At 47.2% G+C, this 17,218-nt stretch carries 14 protein-coding genes; 1 reads left to right on the forward strand and 13 read right to left on the reverse strand.

Features of this window, described 5'->3' with window-relative positions:
* Positions 1–58 precede the first annotated feature (58 nt).
* Positions 59–1,078 carry a DUF481 domain-containing protein gene (locus EE896_RS14240; protein WP_140915989.1) on the reverse strand — a complete coding sequence of 340 codons (1,020 nt, stop codon included), beginning with the start codon at positions 1,076–1,078 and terminating at the stop codon, positions 59–61.
* 102 nt (positions 1,079–1,180) lie between these two features.
* A complete protein-coding gene (locus EE896_RS14245) occupies positions 1,181–1,777 on the reverse strand; it encodes a DUF1349 domain-containing protein (RefSeq protein WP_003854078.1) in 597 nt (198 codons plus the stop codon).
* 353 nt (positions 1,778–2,130) lie between these two features.
* Between EE896_RS14245 and EE896_RS14250 the strand changes: the two genes are divergently transcribed.
* Positions 2,131–2,367, forward strand: coding sequence for a DUF2171 domain-containing protein (locus EE896_RS14250; RefSeq protein WP_003854080.1), 237 nt, complete (start codon positions 2,131–2,133; stop codon positions 2,365–2,367).
* Positions 2,368–2,539: 172 nt separating this feature from the next.
* Here EE896_RS14250 and ddpX read toward each other — a convergent pair whose 3' ends face one another.
* The 11 genes from ddpX to tssA form a co-directional block, all read right to left on the reverse strand.
* Complete coding sequence (gene ddpX / locus EE896_RS14255) at positions 2,540–3,121, reverse strand: D-alanyl-D-alanine dipeptidase (protein WP_140915990.1); 582 nt, start codon at positions 3,119–3,121, stop codon at positions 2,540–2,542.
* A gap of 225 nt (positions 3,122–3,346) precedes the next feature.
* Complete coding sequence (locus EE896_RS14260) at positions 3,347–3,838, reverse strand: hypothetical protein (protein ID WP_140915991.1); 492 nt, start codon at positions 3,836–3,838, stop codon at positions 3,347–3,349.
* A gap of 182 nt (positions 3,839–4,020) precedes the next feature.
* Entirely contained in the window at positions 4,021–4,986 is a 966-nt protein-coding gene (locus EE896_RS14265) for a hypothetical protein (RefSeq protein WP_140915992.1), read from the reverse strand.
* A 94-nt stretch (positions 4,987–5,080) separates the two neighbouring features.
* The gene (locus EE896_RS14270) at positions 5,081–5,986 is read right to left on the reverse strand and encodes a hypothetical protein (RefSeq protein ID WP_078804177.1); all 906 of its coding nucleotides are present in this window, start codon (positions 5,984–5,986) and stop codon (positions 5,081–5,083) included.
* Positions 5,987–6,127: 141 nt separating this feature from the next.
* Positions 6,128–7,450, reverse strand: a complete 1,323-nt coding sequence (locus tag EE896_RS14275) for a VasL domain-containing protein (protein WP_140915993.1) — start codon at positions 7,448–7,450, stop codon at positions 6,128–6,130.
* Positions 7,447–9,999 carry a type VI secretion system ATPase TssH gene (gene tssH, locus EE896_RS14280; RefSeq protein WP_140915994.1) on the reverse strand — a complete coding sequence of 851 codons (2,553 nt, stop codon included), beginning with the start codon at positions 9,997–9,999 and terminating at the stop codon, positions 7,447–7,449. The genes EE896_RS14275 and tssH overlap by 4 nt, the downstream gene beginning before the upstream one ends.
* Before the next feature lie 49 nt (positions 10,000–10,048).
* Positions 10,049–13,486: a type VI secretion system protein gene (locus tag EE896_RS14285; RefSeq protein WP_140915995.1), complete on the reverse strand. Its 3,438-nt coding sequence runs from the start codon at positions 13,484–13,486 to the stop codon at positions 10,049–10,051.
* Between the two features lies 1 nt (position 13,487).
* A complete protein-coding gene (locus tag EE896_RS14290; RefSeq protein WP_008924976.1) occupies positions 13,488–14,114 on the reverse strand; it encodes a DotU family type IV/VI secretion system protein in 627 nt (208 codons plus the stop codon).
* Entirely contained in the window at positions 14,111–15,502 is a 1,392-nt protein-coding gene (tssK, locus tag EE896_RS14295; protein ID WP_008924975.1) for a type VI secretion system baseplate subunit TssK, read from the reverse strand. The genes EE896_RS14290 and tssK overlap by 4 nt, the downstream gene beginning before the upstream one ends.
* Complete coding sequence (locus EE896_RS14300) at positions 15,499–16,155, reverse strand: type VI secretion lipoprotein TssJ (RefSeq protein ID WP_039659126.1); 657 nt, start codon at positions 16,153–16,155, stop codon at positions 15,499–15,501. The genes tssK and EE896_RS14300 overlap by 4 nt, the downstream gene beginning before the upstream one ends.
* Complete coding sequence (tssA, locus tag EE896_RS14305) at positions 16,152–17,207, reverse strand: type VI secretion system protein TssA (protein ID WP_140915996.1); 1,056 nt, start codon at positions 17,205–17,207, stop codon at positions 16,152–16,154. The genes EE896_RS14300 and tssA overlap by 4 nt, the downstream gene beginning before the upstream one ends.
* Between the last annotated feature and the right edge of the window lie 11 nt (positions 17,208–17,218).

Below are 17,218 nucleotides of genomic sequence, written 5' to 3' on the forward strand. Positions count from 1 at the left end.
GGGCCTGTAACCGGATAAAAACCGTAAGGATTTGCTGCGGCGTTGCGCAATCTGCGGATTACCACTTTAGCCCAAGCCCGGTGGAGAAGATGCCTTCATTCAGGGTATCCGGTATGCCGCTGACCAGGTTGCGATGATAGCCAATATGCAGGGTTGACCAGGAAGTCAGGCTATAGCGCATTCCGACTTCCGCATCCAGCATAAATACCCCGTCATCGTCCAGCGAATGGCCGATGTCGCCATTGCTGTAAAGCGTGACCGACTTGCCCAGCAAATAGCGCTGATAGTTCCAGCGTACTGAGCCGCCAAAATGTCGCTCTTCCCTGTCATCGCTGTAGCCATACTCAAAGGCACCGCCCAGCAATGAGAGTGAGAACGCGCTGAGTTCAGTGTCCCACAGCTGATAGCCTGGCCCGGTCCCGATCAGCGCCTGCCGGGAGAGATTCTCAACCCAGTCGCGCTTGTAGGTCGCGCGGGTCTGCCAGAAATACTGCTCCCTGACCAGGTAATCAAAGGCATAGCGCAGGCTGTAGTTACTGGTGTTGATGCTGTCGTTTTCCTGCTCGCGGTTGAAGGTCGCGCCGATGTCATGCCGCCATTTTCCCTGGTTGAGTTTGGTGTTAAGCGCAAAACTGTAGTCATCCGTTTTGGTCGAGGCTTTTTTGACTTTGACGCCCGCATCGATGTTGCCGGTCCAGGCGAGCTGATCGGTGCGTACTTTGGCTTTCATAAACTCGTCAATACGCCTGAGGGAGACCTGCTGCTCCTGCTCGTTGCGCTCAACCCAGACATAGCCGGGATCGGACGAGCTGAGCCGCACCTGATAATGCTCACCGGTATGTTTGTTTTCGACATTGACCGGATTCTCGCTGGCGAGCGTGCTGACCGCATTCCAGTCCAGCGTGACGGTCCCGGCATACTGTGTCTCTATACCCAGCTTGCCGTCACTGAGATAACGAATCGTGCCCGTCAGCCGGTCGCCATTATTCAGCCAGACGGTATCGGCTGCGGCCTGCTCTGCCCATCCGGCACAGCAGAAGATGACCAGCAGTCTGGTCAACAAGTTGGAACAACGCATGGCTTTCCCTGTAAAAGCGTTGTCCTGCATGGACGACGCGTCACCGCAAATTCTGACCCGACAATTAAGCCGATTCTGCGATGATAAGCAATCTGCCCAGGGTTATGACAGGTCGTGCAGTGCTTTACCGAGCGGCGGAGTCAGCGCGAAATCCATAAAGCTAACCCCCAGCCCTTCGCGTTCGGGCGAGCAGCCCATCACGCCGACAAAACGCCGCCCCTGACCCGGCCACGGGCAGAGTCGCAACAGCGGCCATATCTCTCCATCAGTGGAGTACTGGATCCTCAGCGCGGCATTTTCCAGCGTGGCTCGCATCCAGAACTGACGCGCATCGCCTGGAAAAACGCCGGTAGACCAGTCAGAAAACTCACGCGTGACCACGCTGCCAATGGCGGGCTGGTCATCGTTGAACTCAATACCCGCTTTAACCCAATGCGTTTCACTGTCCTGAATGAACAGACCAGCCTGATCATAGAGCTGACTGAATTCTGCCCTCACCTGCACCTGAACGGTGAAGTCGTTTTCTACCCAGAAGCCAAAGGCGTGGCCGCTGTGCCGTTCGAAGCCGTACCAGGTGCGCTGCCAGAAATCACTGTTTAATGCGGTTTCGAACTGCAACGTATTGCCATCCAGACTGTGTACCGGCGGCTGATTAATCCAGACGCCGCCTTCGGTGGTCAATGAACTGACTGCTGTCATAGGGACTCCTTTCTGTACGTTAAACCGCCCGCGATCAGGTTGCTCTACCGCAAGGCGATGGGTCTGATTATCATAGCCTTGTTGTTAAACGCGCGGCAGACTCACGCAGCTAATCTGATTAAAGTGATGTGGCAGATGAACAGGTCAGAATGCCTGAAGCAACAGACAAATCCGCCTTATCTGCGGTTTCGCTTATTTTTCTTTCACACACTTATGAGGGGAAATAATATCGACCAGGACCAGTGCACTTAACTATTTCATTTTGTTAATCGCCTGGCTAAAAACGTATTTAACTACCAGGCTTGTTTTGTCTGAGGTCAACTTAACTCATCAAATATAAGGATTAAGCCACCATGGTAGATAAATCAGAGATTCTGGATCACGCACAGGTTGTTGATGTAAATGGCGAACATGTCGGTATTGTCGACCATTTTGAAGGCGACGACAAAATTAAACTGGCGAAAAGCGACCCTGAAGCAGGCGGCAAGCACCACATTATTCCATTCAGCTGGGTTAAAGAAGTGGATGACAATAAAGTCATTCTCTCTAAAGCCAAAGCGGATGTTGAAAGCGAGTGGCAGTCTGCATAAATCGTTAGCCGTGGCGCCTGCCACGGCTTATTTTTTATTACTCCAGAAAACCGCTGTAAATGACAACGTCATTCCGCCCTGCCCGAATTTATTTATTTAATCACTCTGCTTATATTAAACAGCGCGATACGCATCTCCCTGCACTCATTATACCCCTCCTGTTTATAACGCTTCAGATGTTGATATTTTCAGCATGAGGCGAGGAATAACAGTGAAACGCACCGTCAATCAGAGGATAGTTATCTGAACCGGGCAATTCAAAATGCCACCATTCGGTTGCAATACTGCTGAAGCCACCGCCCAGCATGATGGCATTAAGCATCAGTCGGTTGCGCTGTGCCTGAACAGGCACCGCAGGATGATAAGGATGAGAGTGCTCACTCATCTCATCGAAGCCGGTGCCCATATCCACGATCTCACCGCGCTCATCGATCAGCGTCACGTCTACCGCCGTTCCGCGACTGTGGTTTGATCCACGCGAAAGCGGCACAACATAGTCAGGATTCGGACAGGCCTGCCATAAAATAGCCTGCGCAGCAGGTGGCCGATATGCATCGAGGATCAGCATCTTATAGCCCGCCACACCGGCGATATTGATACATTTTGCCAGCGCTTTCGCCGCATCAACGTGCAGCAGACAACGCGCGTCGCGATAGATCGGCTTACCGGTGAGGTTGTCAGCGGTGGCATATTTGAGATCGATGGCTGACTGAGGAAAGGCCTCAGCGATATCAACAAGACTCTGACTTTCCATGATGGGGTGCTCCTTGTTCATAAAATTTTAGGGTTCAGGTATCTTTGCTAACGCATTCTTCCAGACCGTAATGAACGATCTATTTCCTTTACCAATTCTGAGGTATTTGCAGGCATTTTCCAGATTCTGTAGTGAATGAATCTTTCTGGCACTCCTGGACATCCTGCTTTTCAAAAAAAACAGTAGTCTAAAAAATTACATGTCTATCATTAACAAAAAATTACTTCAAAAAATCTCATTAAACTTACTTTTAGGCAAGAGTAATTTTACTGCCGGAATAAAATTAATATCAATGAGTTCTGCTTTTGGCATATAATGACCACTGTTATTCGACCAGCTTTTCAATACGCCATTAATAAAATCCACTTCACCCGCAAAAAACACATCTTTATCAAGACATATTGAAGTATGGCCCTGTATTGGTTTGATAATCTCAGAAGCAAACGTCCGGTAACCATCAGGTACGCCACAGAAGACCTTTCCTGGCGAGAAAGAGGGAATAACAAATAAAAATCGCCCATGAGGTTTTGGGATATTAACTTTCCTTTCAGGCATCACAGGGACAAAAAAATAATCATTGTCAGACAACCTCCTTAGCTCAAGGATTTGCTCTGGGCCCGCAGGTTCTTGTAAGGATAAAAATGAATTGATTGTCTTCATTTTAGCACGATGATTAAATATATTGTTTAACTTATCACGTTGAGTGCTTGTTAACATAAACATTACCTTTTATAGAAAAATAAAAGCATCCACCAGAAAAAAACAAGAGAAACCTCACCCTGAAAACACCGCCATATTCTTCTTAAAAGCTAAAAAACCAAAAGAAGATATTTATGGAGTGTATGTTTTAACCCCAGCATTTTCAGGTGTGATATCAAACATGTTATTAAAATTATGCCTTAACGTTGCAATTTATGAACATCTGTTAAAAAGGGTATTTCCTTATCGGTATCTGGCGCAGGAACCTCTTTTAATTTATAGATAAACGCGCCGTATGTAGCACCCAGATAACGTATTTTTTCATAAGTATTTACTGGACAGACCTGAAAATAAACTTCTGGCGGATATAACACTTCACCTTCATCAATCCATGCTGATATTTCTGCACCAGAGTATCCCTCCACGATAAAGACAACTTTTTTATCTCCTTCAGAAACAGATCGGGAATCATATTTTCCTGCGGAAAACTCTCTGGCAACAAGCTGATATGTGGTAGTGGAAAGAAATTGATCTGTGGTTACAACGGTAGAATGCTGACTGTAATAATCGAGCAAAGTCACAAACTGTGATGACGCCAGAACGCCACGAAACGTTGTCCCTTTTCTTTTTCTTTCCAATAGCAGATTTTTAAGCAGTAATGTTGAAAAGCCCGCAGACAACCTGCCCTGTAATCTCATGCTTCTTACAGTAAAATCAAGGCTAAACCCATAACCTCTGGCAGCTTCTTCGCTTTCACGCTTGAACTTTTCAATGACATCCTCCATACTCATGGTAAGTGGTTCAGACACAAGCCGCTGAACTGGATTGAGACGTCGTCTTAAGGGCGTATTATAGTAATTACCTGAAGTAACATAGGTTGCTACCAATGCCCTGTGAAGGGTTTTTATGGGGCTGATTGCTTTTTCTTTTTTTACAACCATCCGGTTTCGCACTATAAAATCCTTTTTACAATACCCTTTTGATATAGCCATACTTCTTATTTTTGACTGAATAACATTATCACTACCCCCGAAATCCCAGTTGTATTCTTCAAACTCAACTTCGCAGTTAGTATATTTTGGGAAATAACACATAATCAATGCCTGTAGTTCCAATGCCTTGTTTACCTGCAATGGATTGCCGGCCACACACTTTTTTTTATCCATACGTATCTCCTTACTAATTAACGGATAAGAGGGGTGGCAGGAACATTCTCCCGGCACCTTACGAATAATTAGTAAAATGTTAAAAATTTAGCTTTCAACTAAGCACAAAAGAGCTACCATCAACTGTTATAAACCCTGCTTTTTCAATGTGATATGAAAACTTAAGCCTTCTTAACCCAGGATGTCTTCCCATCGGGAATAGAAGTCTGTTACTAGCATTAACCCTGAGAATTTTTTTTATAAACTCCATGTCCTCTTCAAATTTTGACAGTGTTTCTTCGTCATATTCCCCTTTGATCAAAAGCTTTATAAGATAATTTGGTCTGAATGAAACCCCTCTTAGCTTTATCATTTCAGTACATGGGAAGTCCATATACATCCGTACGCCTGTCTTCCCCACAAGAAGTATTTCGTTATAATTACCCGCACTGGAAACAATTTTTCTCAAGAATTCATTTGGATGACGTAAAATATTATAAGGACCAGACATTTTGAAACCATGATCATTAGGTCTTTCTATCCCTTTAAAAATACTTTCGGTCAATGCCGCTTTATCCAGAACACGTCCATGCGGAACATTACCTTCAAGCCCTGAAAAATTATTGAATCTCACATCACTATGATGCGTACCCAAAATATTTTGTACCGGAACACGAAGATTGAGTTGAATATCCAGAGGCACCCGACCTTCCATAATACCGTTAGAATTCGACACTACACCTGTACAACAGGCAGATATAACATCCCATGATGATAGAACCGCTTCTACAGTCTTTGTTAAAAAAGGTGAGTTTGTGTTCTTTTTTCCAATGGCAGAAACGCTTCCGCGGGAAGAGATACAGTGTGCGATCATTAAATCTGGTCTTGCTTTTTTATTTAATTCATAATCCCACGCCCGTAATATATCGCTATTAATCTTTTCTCTTTCGTTTCTAACCTGAGTTCTCTCACTGAATTTTTTTAAACATTTCTTTGAAATACTTCTATCAAAGTTTATCATTTTAAATCTCATGTTTAGTATAATTTTACACGGGTGATGCTAGCTTAGTGTTGCCAGCCACCTCAAAATAACAAAATCAAATCAGCTTTATTTTTTCAGAAAAAACATTACGTTCATTAAAGAGCATAATCCTTTTGGGACTTAATGATTTTCTTGTGCTGGCTTATCATTTTGGTTCACTGACAATACATACAAAGCATTTAAAGCAGACAAGGTTTTTGCAACAGACTCCAGAATTTCTTTACGGCTGCCTTCTTTATCCTCTGCTGAATATCTAAGCAGTTCTTCTGGTGGTACGCCTGAACTTTCCAGTTTTCTGCGTATTTTCCAGGAAAAGCTTTTCAGTTCAGAAATCGTTAAATATCCTCCTTTTCTCTGTTCTGCATTGGCCAGTTTTAAATCAAATTCGTCCAGATCGGCAGTAACCTCTTTGTAGTTCCACGTTGAGGGTAAAATGTTAGCCTTAGCCTGCAGTTTATACTTCCATTTCTGACTGACTGAATTATCAGGCCATGCATTTTCAAGACGCTGAGCAAGAATATCGCCCTTGCGAAGTAATTCATCGTTTGGACGATCCGCAATCCATGTCAATAATGACGCCGACTTATGCAATATTTCATCACGATGACTTTCCAGTTCTTCCTTATCTATCCCCTGCCATGCTAATGCTGTCAGTGCATCGTCACCCGGAAAATCCTGAAGTACCCCAGCAAGCTTTTCGGTAACTCCTGGTTTTTCCATGTATCTGATGCCGGACATTAACAGCATGGTCGCCAACATACCGCCAATAATACCTGCACATCCAGCCTGAATAAGATGCTTTCTTTTTATGCTGCTCCCCTGGACAGAGGAATTGGTTTTAATATTGATCGGAGATAATTCTGGCCGTATATCTTTATCAATTTTTAAATGTGCAAGGCTTAAAATCAAAGAAGAAGATGCTTTACTGCGAACCTGAAGAAAATAATGCATATTTTTTAAAGAGTTTCTGCAACGTGCATCCGTTTTCACCGCTTCGTCATAAAGCAGTGCAATACTTTCAGCAATACTACTGGCCACGGCCGTAAAATTATCATCACAGTCAAGCTGGTAAATACTGGTCACTACGTGTGTATTCAGCCATTCAAGCAGATATCGTCGTCGATCCGAATCGACGACCGGAGGCCAGCAATATTCGGATGTCTTGCCGCGCCATACTCTAACCAGGATATTGAGTCCCTGCGCCAGACCTCTCCAGCCGTCCAGCTTTAAGCTCATCAGACAGAACCAACACCCACTCTGCAAATCATACCCATACTTACGCCAGTATGCCCGGCACTGGCTATCCAGCGTTTTCCATTCACTTTCACTCATCCTGCGAATATCTGCATTCTGCATGGACCAGTTGATTTCAAGAAACTCCGGGCTCTGTCTCGGATCTTTTTTATTAACTTTTAGCGCCTGAAAAACAGTGCCTGAGTTCATTTTCTTTTACTCTGTCGATCTGTAACGATGGCAAGATCTTTTCCCGTAACCTGCACCCGGATATGCAGGTTTCCGCTGCCGTCAGCTTCGAGCAAATAATCGGTCACCAAAGGCAACAGGCTTTGATTGATTACAGTATCAACATCACGCGCGCCACTTTGCCTGACATGACAGCGGTCAGCGATATACCTCACTACTGCAGGACTGTAACTGAGAGATCTCTTCTCACCGTCTCTGCCAGAAAAGCGCAGGCTGATTATTCTGAGCTTAGCGTTGATAATATTATTAAGCGCCTGGGCACTGAGCGGTAAGTAAGGGAGCAGGGTCAGACGCCCCATAAACGCCGCTGGAAATACGCGGCTGAATTCAGGTCGTATCTGGCGGACTAATGCATTGATATCAGGAGATTCCTTTTCTCCTGCCGCCATAATTACATCATCAGCCAGATTACTGGTCAGAATGATGAAGGTGTTGCGAAAGTCGATAGTTTGCCCTTCACTGTCCTCCATGACCCCTTTGTCAAATACCTGATAGAAAAGTTCGATCACATCTCTGTGTGCTTTTTCAACTTCATCAATCAGAACAACGCTATAGGGTTGTCGACGCACAGCCTCAGTCAGTACGCCACCCTGTCCATAGCCGACATAGCCAGGGGGAGAGCCTTTCAGGCCGGCGACAGAGTGTGCCTCCTGGTACTCAGACATATTCAGCGTTATCAGCCCTCTACTTCCGCCGTACAACATTTCTGCCAGGGCCAGTGCTGTTTCTGTTTTACCTGTCCCGGAAGGTCCGGCCAGCATAAAGACGCCCATTGGCTTTAACGGATCGGCAAGACCCGCCCGACTGGTTCGAATCTGCCGGACAATTGCCTCAAGCGCATGTGATTGTCCGGTAACCCGTTCGCACAAACGTTCATACAGAGTATTCAGCGGCCCCTGTTTTTGCTCCAGGATTTGTTCCACCGGAATCCCCGTCCACCCGGCAATAATTTCTGCAACGCATGCCGCATCAACACGCTCGAAGACCATAGGTTGCTGTTTGTGCATTACAGACAGTTTCTGCCGCAGGCTTGCTTGCTGCTCAGAATTTTGGCATTGAGCAATCCGGGCAACCAGGCTCTGCTGTTCTTTCCATACCGGAGTCAGAATGGTCAGGTCTTGTTTGATTTCAGCTTTACGTTGATCCAGCCAGGCAATACGTGTTGCACATCCACTGTCCAGAGAGAGGCTACGGCGCTCAAGTGAGATATTCCTCAGCATGACATTCAGATCTTCAATCTCTCGTGGCTCGTCGCTCTGGGACAAAGCCACCCTGGCACAGGCCGTATCCAGCAGCGTGACTGACTTATCAGGCAACTGCCGGCCCGGAAGATAACGGGCAGAGAATTCAACAGCAGCCACGATTGCCGAATCAGGGACTGGAATACCATGATGACTGCTGATGGCGGGTACAATCGACCGCAGCATATTAATTGCCGTGTCCCGGTCGGGTTCCGTCACCCTGACTATCTGAAAGCGGCGGGCAAGCGCAGCATCCTTTTCAAAATATTTTTTGTACTCGGACCACGTTGTAGCACCGATCATGCGTAACTCTCCCCTTGCCAGGGCGGGTTTTAGCAGGTTGGCCGCATCGTTCTGGCCCGCAGTCCCTCCTGCTCCAACCAGCATATGTGCCTCATCGATAAAAAGAATGATCGGCACGGGGTGTGACTGAATGTCACAGAGCAGGCTTTGCAGCCGATTTTCAAATTCACCTTTTACGCTGGCTCCAGCCTGTAACAGGCTGAGATCAAGTGACATGATATCCATTTTTTTCAGTGAGTCTGGTACGGTACCGCTGACGATGCGCTGCGCTAATCCCTCAACCAGTGCTGTTTTACCGACGCCAGGTTCACCCGTCAGGATTGGATTGTTCTGACGCCGACGAAGTAATACATCTATCATCTGGCGGATTTCATTCTCACGCCCTGTAGCGGGATCCAGCTCTCCCCGGCGCGCTTTCTGAGTCAGATTATGGGTGTATTTCAGCAATGCAGGCCCACCAGATGGCACACCTTCTTCCGTGTTATCTTTTTTCTGGCCCGTACCTGAGTATTCAGCCATGAGTGCGTCAGCCTTCAGCACGTCACAATGCAGTGCCTGACGAACCTCTGTCGGAAGAGGCAACGTAACATCGTCCGGGTCAGCAAGCAGACAACCAATAAACGCCGTGGCAGGAAGATGCCGCTGATGCCAGCAAATGCTGGCATGCAGCCATGCTTTCTCAAGATGCCGGACAAGGGACTCAGACAGTACGGGTCCACAGGTATTGCCGCTGCGCTGCTGGTTCAGACTATGCGTCAGCGCGTCTGCCAGCTGGTCCCCTCTGAGCCCCGCCCCCAGACACAGCTGTTCAAGCAATACCGTCTGAGTAGTGATTAGCGCCAGCAGTAAATGCTCAACACTCACCTCATGGTGAGTCCGGCTAACGGCCTGACTCACTGCCGCATTCAGGCAGTGCCGCGCATCGGCAGAAAAGACTTCCGTAATTTTTTTCAAATACTGACTCATGTTTTCTTCCTGATTTTTATACTAAATGAACAGTTCATCCGACAGCTGGTCAGGGGCAACTTGCAATTTTTGCAGGAAGGCGGGAAAGCAGGTGTTTCTGCGGTTCAGAAAAGCGTCCATCGCCGGATTGAATGAGAGACGCTTGCTGCGCGCTATTATTCTCATCAAGTGCGTGTTCAAGCGCCTGCCATTGCCGCCAGGTCTCCTGAACATCAGCCTGGCTGGCTGGCTGATAGCGAACCATAATTTGTTTAATACCCTGCGCACGCAATAATGCAGCCTGGTCGGAAAAATCCTCCGCCTGATAAGTGTGCTGCCCTTCTGCTATATCGTTGAGGAAATCTGGCCAGGCACTCTCTCCTGTGTAGTTATATTCAAGGCTGAAGCCGGGAAACTGAATAAGCTGTGCCACCCGGCCGCAATGACCCGGCCGCCACCTGAAAAGCGCCTGTTCATCGAAGTTCATACTCTTCAGTACCCAGCGTTGATCGTCACAAAAAAGAGTAAGTTTAGTGCCGACAGGCATTAGCCCGGCACCACCAGGTACTGTGGCTGGCAGGCTATGCAGGCTCAGTTCTCTGGGCGTGCTCTCCAGCTGTTTCTGCTTATCTTCGAGACTTTTCTGCTGGGCTCTGAGCAGGGCTAATTTGTCATCCTTACGGGTTTTATCCCGCTCAGGCATGGGCAGCAAATCATCGGGATTGAGTTCCGCGTTTATCAGGGAGATAAACGATTGGCTCAGCTTTATATGCTGGCCTTCAAATTTGCCTGCTTCAGCACCGTTCTTACCGATAGCGAGAACATGTTTTGCTGAATCACGCATAAAGGAGGAAATATATTGGTGTGCGAGAGCCTGTTGTGCCGGATAGTCTATTCGCCTGGCGTTCTGCTCCAGTGGCCATAGCACCGTGCTTTGCCATTGATGCTGTAACCAGCATCCACTCTGTTGCATGGCATGAGCGATTATCAATTTTTTATCCTGCCCATACAGTGTCCAGACCGCGTCAACACCGGCATCTGGCGTCACAGAGATCAGGTTTTTACGCAATGCTGTGAAACGCTTACTCAGTGCAGGAAGTGGATTGTTTTCGTTTCCCTGAACAGGGGCAAACAGACCTGACGTCAGCAAGGGAGTATCTGATGGCGAATTAAGTGCATCTGATACGGCAGAATGTAAACTGCTCTGCCAATCCGTCCACGACTGTGCCTGTAAGCCCGCGTCAGTAATAACCTGAGCGCCCTTGCCCTTTTTAAGCCACTCCCCGAAGACAAAATACAGCTCCTGCTTGCGCTGACTGAACTGTCGAACCAGCGTTCCTGAAACACTGTTCGTCTGCAATTCAACCAGCTTTCGCAGCTGTAACAGCCAGGGCGAAGCGTCAGCATGACTGATGTCTGCAAGCTGCTGATTTACCATACGCGCAAGGCCTGTTGCAGGACTGTTTCCCTGGGCAATATTGAGCAAGATATCAGACCACTGTTGCTCACTCAGATCCGAAACAGGCAGTCTGTTCAGCTGTATAATAAACTTAATCCAGGCCGACTGACGTAGTGCAGGCAGGCGTTGTTCAAACCGTGCCAAGGCGGGTAAGTCTATTTTTTTACCTGCTGCGTAGTGAATCTCTTTCAGCCAGCGGTAAATTTGTTGCGTCCCCTCCGCTGTCCAGATGCCATCAATGCTAACTTTGTCACCACTTCCTGGAAAAAAGCTTCCCGAACGTACAGGCGAAATCTGCTGAGTTGATGCCAGCAGCCATCGCCACTGTGGATCGTCACTGACAAGTTCACCCAGTAAACGTCTTAAACGGGATATCTGTTGTTCTCCTCCATTACGCAACAAAAGTGCACGCTGGAGCAGCAAACTCTGGCGTGGAGTCAGGGAAATATCGCTAGTCATCATTGTCAGGGCAGGAGATATCGGTGACTTTCCTGATGACGAAGCCAGTGCGTTGCCGTTCAGAAGGCTTTCTTTTGCCACAACAGCACGAGCAAGTTCCATGATGAGTTCACGTTGTTTTTCCGGAACGGCCAGTTTGAAATCCTGGTGGTAACGGCTGATAACCTCGCGATCATCCTGATAATGAATCACCGAATAGGATAATATCCTATCCTCAATCTCGGCCTGGCGGGAATAAAGCACACTTATGAAAGGTAAATAGCGGACCGGATGCTGAAGAGCAGCATCAATCGATTCCAGCTGAGAAAGAGAGCTAATTACATCACTGCTTTTATCGGTATCAACAACATGAAAGGTCATTGTCGCGCTAATCAACAGCAGAAATGTAACTATGCTCGCGATAAAAAGCGTTCCCCAGCGGCTCAAAAAGCCGCGGACAGGGCATGTGTATAATATTTTGCTGTTGCTACTGATAAATGGCAGCGTTCTGGAAAACAACTCTCCTGTAAAATAACTCTTTCTCTCATTTGATGTGTTGCTAACAGGTTCTGTTGCCGTAAACCAGATCCCGCCTAATGCCGGGACCGTAGAGTCTGAACTGACATCATCCCCACAGATGGACGCAATATATTGATGCAATACAGGCTGAAGCGACTGCATCTGCTCAGGCATGTCCAGCAGAAAAAGTGTATCAGCATCAGGCTTTGCTCCGGAAAACATGCTGATACGCACGTTATTTAGCCCCTCTCTCATGGCATCGAAAAGGGGACTGAGGAATGAGGGATCACGGCTATCAATCGCGGGAGGCGTGAGCCAGAAATATCCCAGAGGCTGGTGCTGTTGTTCTGGTGATAGCGCACTTATCCAGCGGCTGAATCCCGGGATATTTTCACACTCTGTCACCAGGACATAAACCGGCAAACGTCTTCTGGTTTTATTCAGCAACGGCTCCAGGCAAGCACGTATACGCCTCCCCCTGATGACAGGCGGCTCATCGCGAAGATTCAGCAATTCGGTAACAGAAATGCAGACGACAACGCCGGCCGGCGGCGGAGCCGCATGAAACCAGCTCGCAGTTCGTTTCCAGACTTTTTTCACACATCCGGACTCAGAAAATAGTCCGGGCAGTTCCAGAAATGACAGTGGCTGGAAAAACCACCACCGCAGGGTTCGGGCTGGCGTGATCTCCCGATTTTCCCGACATCCCGAAGCTGGCATCATCTCTGACCCCGACAGCAGGGTTGAATGACTGTTGCCTGCTGCGGTAATAAAAAACCAGGGATAGACCTTATTTATTCTTTTGGCTTTTTTTAATCTACGTACGCCCGATCTCCAGTGTGTATACAGGATCCGTTCTGTACGGGAAAATACATGGCGGGAAAAAAGCTTCTGAAAATAATCCTGTTTTTGCAAGGCGGATAACGATTTCCGAAGCAGACTAACCAGACAAACAGAAAAAATAAAAAAAAACCATAAAACAATGGCGTAAACAAGAGATATTTCCATCCATACTGACAGGAAAAGGCAAAAGATGAAAAGAATGCACAGCAAAACCGCCCAGATTATAACGGGAATTATCTTTTTTAACATATTAGTTCCGGATTAACAGATGCAGTCCTGAAAGAGTTGTCAGATAAAAAATAGCACCAAATAAAAACAATGATGTTTTGTTATGAAAAAAACGCAACCTCTGAAAAGACTGGCGCGAATTTAATTCGACGTCCGTTGCTATAATTCTCGCAACACCGGGCCAGGACTGCCATTCATCTGGAAGACATTTCCTTTCATCACTGATACGCAACTGTAATTCATCGCTCCTCTTATGAGCATACTTCCCCTGGAAACCCATGAGCAAACAAAAAAGGTAAACCTGCCTCAGGTCCTTATTCACTAAATCAATTCTATCAAGACGGGTGTAAAATTCCTCGCCCCCGATCGCCGTCCGGAACCTTTGACTTTGCAGCATGCTGGTGCGCCATTCATTTACCCAGTCCGGTGACGTTTTTAATACCATTTCATCAAGCCATACAATCACCGCAAAATGTGAATCCTCACAGTCCTGCAGGCTGTATAATAATTCTGAGTTCAGCATAGCCTTATCCAGCAATGTAATGCACTCATTTCTGAAATGATTACAGTCAGGATAATCCTCGGGCGTCAGACTGAACTTTATTCCCATACTGAACACAGGTAGATAATGATTTAACAGAGAATTCATTCTGCCCCCGTAAAAACCAGCTGCACTTCCAGGTCATCCGGCATTTCAGGAAAATAAAACGCAACCTCCCCATTTTCAGCTACAGAACGCCACTGGTCAGAATTGTGGTGTATGTGAAAATAATAATAATCGTTGCGAACAGGCACTCCCCGAGGTGGATTTTCGCAGGCGGTGAGCGCTACCCCTGGCAAAGCATGTCGAATCAATCCGTCAATCGTATTACCCGAGGCAAGCTTAAAGCCTGCCGCACTGAACTGACCACTTTGGCTCAGGATTTTTTCCGAAGTACGTAATAACAATAAAACATCGCCTTTCTTCAGTTCCTGATTTTTCGTTATCTCTCCACAAAATATGCCATTCTCATTTTTCAGCTTTATATACGTGCTGTCTTCAAGCACCAGGCTGTTCATAAGCATAGTTAACGTCGTTCTCAGACGATAAAATGAGTCAAATAGTTTTTCATGATCATAATACAGGGCGATATTTTCCTCCCCTTTCCATTCTCCCAGACAATTACAACAATCACTGAATGAGGAAAGTTCGCCGACAAGCTGACTCAGTAAATTATAAATACTCCAGGGATGTACCTGAGCAGCCGCCATGTAATTTTTCAGCACGGGTAATGCGCGATTAAGAGAGCGCATAGTCATCAGTTGAATTAGCTGATCGCTCCGTTCCTGACGGCTGACCAGCTGTTCCGGACGCTTATATTCTTCGAGTTTCCGGGTTCTGGCTCCGATTTCGAACACAAGGCTCTCAATGAGCTTATGCAGTGAGGGGCTGCCACAGAGCGTAACGGCAGGAGGTGAAAACATTGAATCAAAGACCACTTGCTCACCCTCATGACACAACCTTACCAATGGGATGCATTCACAGTTGGTTGCGGCCTCTTTTTCCTCGCTCGTCAGCAACAAAACATTATATAAGATACGGTTTACTTCAGTTTCAGGACCGCTACCATGCACGTCTTTCATCAGAGGAGCGTTTGCCATACTCAGCCAGCGAGTTACCACATGGCTGTTTTCCTTTTCTGGCAACGTCACATTACAGTGGGCAGCGTCAAACCGCGGTAATGCCAGCCATAACGTTAAAGGATGATCGCGAAGTTTCCAGGCATCACGAAAGTTTCTTTTTTGAATACGACAGTTTCCGGGGTACGTCAGATAATCTCCACCCGGAAGAAAGAAACTAATGCTATCAACACTCATGACATAATCGTTCAGAGCAGCCCTGTTCACAGACATCTCACTAATCCCGTAGTTATAAGGTTGCGCCTGCTGCCGATGACGGGCATGCAACCATGCATAATGGAGATCGAGCGACTGTAAATGTTGAGGTTGCAGATAAAGTCCAGAATGCCAATAGATCTGTTGTTCTTCAGCGTTCATTGTTTATCTGCTCCGCTATTTTTTGTCTCAGTCAGATCAATGTCAGGCAGGCTGACATCCGGAGCCTGGCTTTTCTGAACGTTTTTCTGTGTGCTGATAATTCCCTCACTTCCCAGCGTGATTGCCAGAGATAATGGTGAAAGTTCGCGATGCCAGACGGGATTCAGCCATCCTGTCTTGTATTTCCTTACAGGAATATCTTCCTGGATCTGGTGCTGTTTACCCGGGAATGGGTAGTACCCTGCAATCAGCGCCATGTATCGCGTGTGCATTGCCCTGTCGACATGCAACGTGGTTGTCTGTCCCGGCATCATGGTGTAACGATCAATCTGTAAAACTGCGTGGCCGTTTGCCGCATCCGTCCCGACTCCTGCCCCCGCAAACAGGCTCTTTACTTTCACAGGATTGATGAGTATCTGTTCAAGCGTTTCGGCTTTTGCAGCCTGAAGCACTAAAATAGTGCAACTGTTGGCCATGCCGTTGACCAGATTCAGGTCAGGCCTGGCATTTAGCGTTACGCTAATGGCTCCAGCTGAAAACGGCGCTGACAGATCTGGTTTCGCTGAATTTTGCAAACTGCTCTGATGTCCCGCACAACCTGACAACATCCATATCAGGCTGAAACAGCACAGATTTTTCCCTTTTATAATCATTCCTTCCCTGGCCCCGTTAGCACGTTATTAATATCCTGAAGAGTGTTGTTATCACTCAGCATCTCTTCCAGCCATTCCGTCAGCGTCATGTCAGCCCAGCGGGCAGCTCGCTCCATTAAAAATGGAACCGGACTCGAGGGCTCAGACTGACGAAAAAAATGAGCAATCGTTAACATCTGGGTGATCGCCAGATCGCGAGACATTTGCTGATTGCCTGATCCTGAAGCCAGCTCATTGGTTTTTAACACAGGCTGTTCGTCATTCCGTGCGAGAACATTAAGCGACATGACATCTTCGCTGGTTGGTGTCACTAACCCGGCCAGTCGTTGTGAAAATGCCTGCAGGTCTTTAATTCCCTGAGCTGCCTGCCCTAGTGCTGGTCCTTCTTTTTGCGGATTCAGCGTCTGATATGTGGCTTCAAAATCTGCAAGACATACTGACAGCAGTAACAATTCATCAGACAGTCGTGCTAACTTTTCCGCTGACTGCCGGGAGGCCCAAAGGTGAAACGTTTCGGCTGAAAAATCCTCGCTGCCGCGTTCACCCGGAGCCATTGACGCCTGATGTTCATAAGCCAGTACCTTCCGCCAGTATTCGAGCGTGCTTTCAGGCTGACTGAGCAAAGGAAGCTGAATAATCAGATCAGACAGTTGCCGATCAAGCCGGCTGACGATGGCATGACTAATCAACAGGCCATCGTCATCGTCTTTCCTGGGCCAGCCACTGTCCCAGTAACGGGCAACAAAACGATGCAGAAAAGCAAGGCCTTCCCTGATACCGACAATCCCGTATTGCTGGCTGGTCCCTTCAACCAGCCAACAGGCGACCTGCAAGTCTTTACTGGTTTCACGCAGTATTGATGCGCTAAGACGTATTACTTTTGGCCAGTCGGCTTTACGCAGGGGTGTCCGCCATTCGTCCTGTGGCAGAAAGTCCGGATCGCTCTCACGCGCCTGACGGATCTCTTCATATACAGATTCATATTCCATGCATCTGCCCGCTGGCTGCCCTCCGGGCAGGGGCAAGAGAAGCTCGTCTAAATCAATTTTCATCCCTATGCCCT

Origin of the sequence: Pantoea eucalypti (assembly GCF_009646115.1) — a bacterium.
Classification (GTDB): domain Bacteria; phylum Pseudomonadota; class Gammaproteobacteria; order Enterobacterales; family Enterobacteriaceae; genus Pantoea; species Pantoea eucalypti.

Excerpts from the sequence above, each read along its gene's own strand:
- EE896_RS14275 (WP_140915993.1), bottom strand. The coding sequence starts at position 7,450 with ATGAACTCAGGCACTGTTTTTCAGGCGCTAAAAGTTAATAAAAAAGAT.
- EE896_RS14270 (WP_078804177.1), bottom strand. The coding sequence starts at position 5,986 with ATGATAAACTTTGATAGAAGTATTTCAAAGAAATGTTTAAAAAAATTC.
- EE896_RS14240 (WP_140915989.1), bottom strand. The coding sequence starts at position 1,078 with ATGCGTTGTTCCAACTTGTTGACCAGACTGCTGGTCATCTTCTGCTGT.
- EE896_RS14285 (WP_140915995.1), bottom strand. The coding sequence starts at position 13,486 with ATGTTAAAAAAGATAATTCCCGTTATAATCTGGGCGGTTTTGCTGTGC.
- tssH (WP_140915994.1), bottom strand. The coding sequence starts at position 9,999 with ATGAGTCAGTATTTGAAAAAAATTACGGAAGTCTTTTCTGCCGATGCG.
- EE896_RS14265 (WP_140915992.1), bottom strand. The coding sequence starts at position 4,986 with ATGGATAAAAAAAAGTGTGTGGCCGGCAATCCATTGCAGGTAAACAAG.
- tssK (WP_008924975.1), bottom strand. The coding sequence starts at position 15,502 with ATGAACGCTGAAGAACAACAGATCTATTGGCATTCTGGACTTTATCTG.
- ddpX (WP_140915990.1), bottom strand. The coding sequence starts at position 3,121 with ATGGAAAGTCAGAGTCTTGTTGATATCGCTGAGGCCTTTCCTCAGTCA.
- EE896_RS14290 (WP_008924976.1), bottom strand. The coding sequence starts at position 14,114 with ATGAATTCTCTGTTAAATCATTATCTACCTGTGTTCAGTATGGGAATA.
- EE896_RS14300 (WP_039659126.1), bottom strand. The coding sequence starts at position 16,155 with ATGATTATAAAAGGGAAAAATCTGTGCTGTTTCAGCCTGATATGGATG.
- EE896_RS14260 (WP_140915991.1), bottom strand. The coding sequence starts at position 3,838 with ATGTTAACAAGCACTCAACGTGATAAGTTAAACAATATATTTAATCAT.
- EE896_RS14245 (WP_003854078.1), bottom strand. The coding sequence starts at position 1,777 with ATGACAGCAGTCAGTTCATTGACCACCGAAGGCGGCGTCTGGATTAAT.
- EE896_RS14250 (WP_003854080.1), top strand. The coding sequence starts at position 2,131 with ATGGTAGATAAATCAGAGATTCTGGATCACGCACAGGTTGTTGATGTA.
- tssA (WP_140915996.1), bottom strand. The coding sequence starts at position 17,207 with ATGAAAATTGATTTAGACGAGCTTCTCTTGCCCCTGCCCGGAGGGCAG.